The sequence below is a fragment of the Desertihabitans brevis genome (assembly GCF_003327535.1).
Lineage (GTDB): Bacteria > Actinomycetota > Actinomycetes > Propionibacteriales > Propionibacteriaceae > Desertihabitans > Desertihabitans brevis.
In genome coordinates this window covers 1-5,377 of record NZ_QOUI01000019.1, presented here as the reverse complement: position 1 = coordinate 5,377, position 5,377 = coordinate 1, and the positions used below count along the sequence as shown (strand labels likewise).

The window sequence follows — 5,377 nt, the reverse complement described above, 5'->3', positions numbered from 1 at the left end:
GTGTTGGTGTCTCGAGAGACTCCACAGTGGGCGCGAATACATCATCAAGGCATCTCAGGCCTTGGAGCAGAGTTTGTGTGTGATGACAAGCCCTCGGCCTATTAGTATCGGTCAGCTCCACACATTGCTGTGCTTCCACATCCGACCTATCACCCGGTGGTCTGCCGGGGGCCTTACCAGCTTGTGCTGTGGGAGCCCTCATCTTGAAGCGTGCTTCCCGCTTAGATGCTTTCAGCGGTTATCACTTCCCAACGTAGCCAACCAGCCGTGCCCTTGGCAGGACAACTGGCACACCAGAGGTTGGTCCGTCCCGGTCCTCTCGTACTAAGGACAGCTCTTCTCAAGACTCCTCCGCGCGCAGCGGATAGGGACCGAACTGTCTCACGACGTTCTGAACCCAGCTCGCGTGCCGCTTTAATGGGCGAACAGCCCAACCCTTGGGACCGACTCCAGCCCCAGGATGCGACGAGCCGACATCGAGGTGCCAAACCATGCCGTCGCTATGGACGCTCGGGCAAGATCAGCCTGTTATCCCCGGGGTACCTTTTATCCGTTGAGTGACGGCGCTTCCACACGCCACCGTCAGATCACTAGTCCCGACTTTCGTCCCTGCTCGACATGTCTGTCTCACAGTCAAGCTCCCTTGTGCACTTACACTCGACACCTGATTGCCAACCAGGCTGAGGGAACCTTTGGGCGCCTCCGTTACCTTTTGGGAGGCGACCGCCCCAGTCAAACTACCCATCAGGCACTGTCCCTGATCCAGATCATGGACCCAGGTTAGATATCCAGAACAGCCAGAGTGGTATTTCAACGATGACTCCACGACCACTGGCGTGACCGCTTCACAGTCTCCCACCTATCCTACACAAGCTGTACCGAACACCAATACCAAACTATAGTAAAGGTCCCGGGGTCTTTCCGTCCTGCTGCGCGTAACGAGCATCTTTACTCGTAGTGCAATTTCGCCGAGTTCGTGGTTGAGACAGCGCCCAAGTCGTTACTCCATTCGTGCAGGTCGGAACTTACCCGACAAGGAATTTCGCTACCTTAGGATGGTTATAGTTACCACCGCCGTTTACTGGGGCTTAAGTTCAGAGCTTCGCACTTGCGTGCTAACCCTTCCCCGTAACCTTCCAGCACCGGGCAGGAGTCAGTCCGTATACATCGTCTTTCGACTTCGCACGGACCTGTGTTTTTGGTAAACAGTCGCTTGGGCCTGGTCTCTGCGACCCTCAACGCTTCGACCGTGAAGGTCTACACGCATCAGGTCCCCCTTATCCCGAAGTTACGGGGGCATTTTGCCGAGTTCCTTAACCACGATTATCTCGATCGCCTTGGTATTCTCTACCTAACCACCTGTGTCGGTTTAGGGTACGGGCGGCTCACAACTCGCTCACGAAGCTTTTCTCGGCAGCATAGGATCACCCACTCCACCACCAAAGTGGCAGAGCCATCCCCTCTCAGGCTCCATGGGGTGCGGATTTCCCTACACCCCGCCCTACAGGCTTAGCCCGGGACTACCACCACCCGGGATGGGCTACCTTCCTGCGTCCCTCCGCAGCTTGCCTACTACACGATCGGATCGAAGAGTCACCCACACCTCACCCGAAGGCTCGGTACAGGCTTCCGTTCTTAGCATCACGCGCCTCGGCAGGATCGTTGTTACACCGGCCACGGGAATATCAACCCGTTGTCCATCGACTACGCCTGTCGGCCTCGCCTTAGGTCCCGGCTGACCCAGGGCAGATGAGCTTGACCCTGGAACCCTTGGTTATTCGGCGGACGGGTTTCTCACCCGTCATTCGCTACTCATGCCTGCATTCTCACTCGTGTGCCCTCCACGCCCGGGTCACCCCGACGCTTCTTCGCACACACGACGCTCCCCTACCCATCCACACACCTGGAACCAAAGTTCAGGTACACGCGTGAATGCCACAGCTTCGGCGGATAACTTGAGCCCCGCTAAATTGTCGGCGCAGAATCACTTGACCAGTGAGCTATTACGCACTCTTTCAAGGGTGGCTGCTTCCAAGCCAACCTCCTGGTTGTCTCCGCAACTCCACATCCTTTTCCACTTAGTTACCGCTTAGGGGCCTTAGCTGGTGATCTGGGCTGTTTCCCTCTCGACTATGAAGCTTATCCCCCACAGTCTCACTGCCGCGCTCTCACTTACCGGCATTCGGAGTTTGGCTAATTTCGGTAAGCTGTTGGGCCCCCTAGACTATCCAGTGCTCTACCTCCGGCAAGAAACACACGACGCTGCACCTAAATGCATTTCGGGGAGAACCAGCTATCACGGAGTTTGATTGGCCTTTCACCCCTATCCACAGCTCATCCCCCAGGTTTTCAACCCTGGTGGGTTCGGTCCTCCACGACGTCTTACCGACGCTTCAACCTGGCCATGGATAGATCACTCCGCTTCGGGTCTAGAGCACGCGACTCAAACGCCCTATTCGGACTCGCTTTCGCTACGGCTTCCCCACACGGGTTAACCTCGCCACGTACCACTAACTCGCAGGCTCATTCTTCAAAAGGCACGCCGTCACCCCACAAGGAGGCTCCGACGGATTGTAGGCAGCCGGTTTCAGGTACTATTTCACTCCCCTCCCGGGGTACTTTTCACCTTTCCCTCACGGTACTTGTCCGCTATCGGTCACCAAGGAGTATTTAGGCTTAGCGGGTGGTCCCGCCAGATTCACACCCAATTCCAGGAGTTGGGTGCTACTTGGGGTGACATCCAGGAGAGATCGTCTTACGCCTACGGGGGTATTACCCGCTCTGCCGTGCCTTCCCAGAACACTTCAACTTCAACGATCCTGCTCCTCGACCGGTCGACAGCCCGATCAAGATGGCCCCACTACCCCGCACATGCAACGCCTGCCAGCTCTCACACACATACGGTTTGGCCTCTTCCGCGTTCGCTCGCCACTACTAACGGAATCACTGTTGTTTTCTCTTCCTGCGGGTACTGAGATGTTTCACTTCCCCGCGTTCCCTCCCACTGCCCTATACATTCAGGCAGGGGTCGCCGGACATGACTCCGGTTCCCTTCGAGGTTTCCCCATTCGGACATCCCCGGATCAACGCTCGTTTACCAACTCCCCGGGGCTTATCGCAGGTTCCCACGTCCTTCATCGGCTCTTGGTGCCAAGGCATCCACCGACTGCCCTTAGTAGCTTGTCAACACACACAACACCACTACAAGACAAATCTGATACACCTACAAAGATGCTCGCGCCCACTGTGAAGTTCTCAACACACCAGCAGCCACCCCCAACCCACCCCCACAAGGGAGCAGACCAGAAGCCCGCAACATGAAGCAACCACCCACACCACGGTGCAGCTGATCCTTCAGGACCCAACAGTGTGCCCAGCCCACCCCGCCCACATCCACCGATCTTCCACACCCACCCACCCCAAGAGGCGAGCCGGCAGTACCAACCAGACACGAACATGCACGAGAACAAGCATTGGTCATCGTTCCACCCAGAGCGAGACAGCCAGACACCCACGGCCTGGAACCATCTACACCACTGACACCACCACCCCCACCCACAGGCGAGACACGATGGTGTGAGCTGCTCCTTAGAAAGGAGGTGATCCAGCCGCACCTTCCGGTACGGCTACCTTGTTACGACTTAGTCCTAATCACCAGTCCCACCTTCGACGGCTCCCCCCACAAGGGTTGGGCCACCGGCTTCGGGTGTTACCGACTTTCATGACTTGACGGGCGGTGTGTACAAGGCCCGGGAACGTATTCACCGCAGCGTTGCTGATCTGCGATTACTAGCGACTCCGACTTCATGGGGTCGAGTTGCAGACCCCAATCCGAACTGAGACAGGCTTTTTGGGATTCGCTCACCCTCACAGGCTCGCAGCCCTTTGTACCTGCCATTGTAGCATGCGTGAAGCCCTGGACTTAAGGGGCATGATGACTTGACCTCATCCCCACCTTCCTCCGAGTTGACCCCGGCAGTCTCCTATGAGTCCCCAACCGAATTGCTGGCAACATAGGACGAGGGTTGCGCTCGTTGCGGGACTTAACCCAACATCTCACGACACGAGCTGACGACAGCCATGCACCACCTGTCAACCGACCTTGCGGCACACCCATCTCTGGATGCTTCCGGCAGATTTCAAACCCAGGTAAGGTTCTTCGCGTTGCATCGAATTAATCCGCATGCTCCGCCGCTTGTGCGGGCCCCCGTCAATTCCTTTGAGTTTTAGCCTTGCGGCCGTACTCCCCAGGCGGGGCACTTAATGCGTTAGCTACGGCACGGAGAACGTGGAATGTCCCCCACACCTAGTGCCCACCGTTTACGGCGTGGACTACCAGGGTATCTAAGCCTGTTTGCTCCCCACGCTTTCGCTTCTCAGCGTCAGGAAAGGTCCAGAGAACCGCCTTCGCCACCGGTGTTCCTCCTGATATCTGAGCATTCCACCGCTCCACCAGGAATTCCGTTCTCCCCTACCTTCCTCAAGTCTGCCCGTATCGGAAGCAGGCTCAGAGTTAAGCCCTGAGTTTTCACTTCCGACGCGACAAACCGCCTACAAGCTCTTTACGCCCAATAATTCCGGACAACGCTCGCACCCTACGTATCACCGCGGCTGCTGGCACGTAGTTGGCCGGTGCTTCTTCTGCAGGTACCGTCACAAAAGCTTCGTCCCTGCTGAAAGCGGTTTACAACCCGAAGGCCGTCATCCCGCACGCGGCGTTGCTGCGTCAGGCTTCCGCCCATTGCGCAATATTCCCCACTGCTGCCTCCCGTAGGAGTCTGGGCCGTATCTCAGTCCCAGTGTGGCCGGTCGCCCTCTCAGGCCGGCTACCCGTCGAAGCCTTGGTGAGCCACTACCCCACCAACAAGCTGATAGGCCGCGAGCCCATCCCTGACCGCCAAAACTTTCCACCCCCCACCATGCGACAAGGGGTCCTATCCGGTATTAGACGCCCTTTCGAGCGCTTATCCCAGAGTCAAGGGCAGGTTGCTCACGTGTTACTCACCCGTTCGCCACTCGTGTACCCCCGAAGGGGCCTTACCGTTCGACTTGCATGTGTTAAGCACGCCGCCAGCGTTCGTCCTGAGCCAGGATCAAACTCTCCATCGAAAACAAACACCCCAAAGGGCGTCCATATCAAACAAAAGAGCAGACCATGACACCCCGCACCCCCAGCAAGGAAAACCAGAAGCACGGAGCCTTACACAATCACTCAAAGAAACCACCAACCCCACCCACCCCAAAAAGGCAGACAAGGCCGACGGAAACCAAAAAAACTGGCAATGACCTTAAAGCACACTGTTGAGTTCTCAAGAATCACCCACACACCTCGAACCAGCTCACCGCCAGCCCTCGGGGCAACTCGCCTAACGTTACC

2 rRNA genes are annotated in these 5,377 nt (G+C 57.2%); both read right to left on the bottom strand.

Annotated elements, in window-relative coordinates:
• Positions 1 to 81: 81 nt before the first annotated feature.
• A 23S ribosomal RNA gene (locus tag DT076_RS19080) occupies positions 82 to 3,186 on the bottom strand.
• 406 nt (positions 3,187 to 3,592) lie between these two features.
• Positions 3,593 to 5,109 (bottom strand): 16S ribosomal RNA (locus DT076_RS19075).
• The 16S and 23S rRNA genes sit together here, the layout of an rRNA operon.
• Positions 5,110 to 5,377 lie beyond the last annotated feature (268 nt).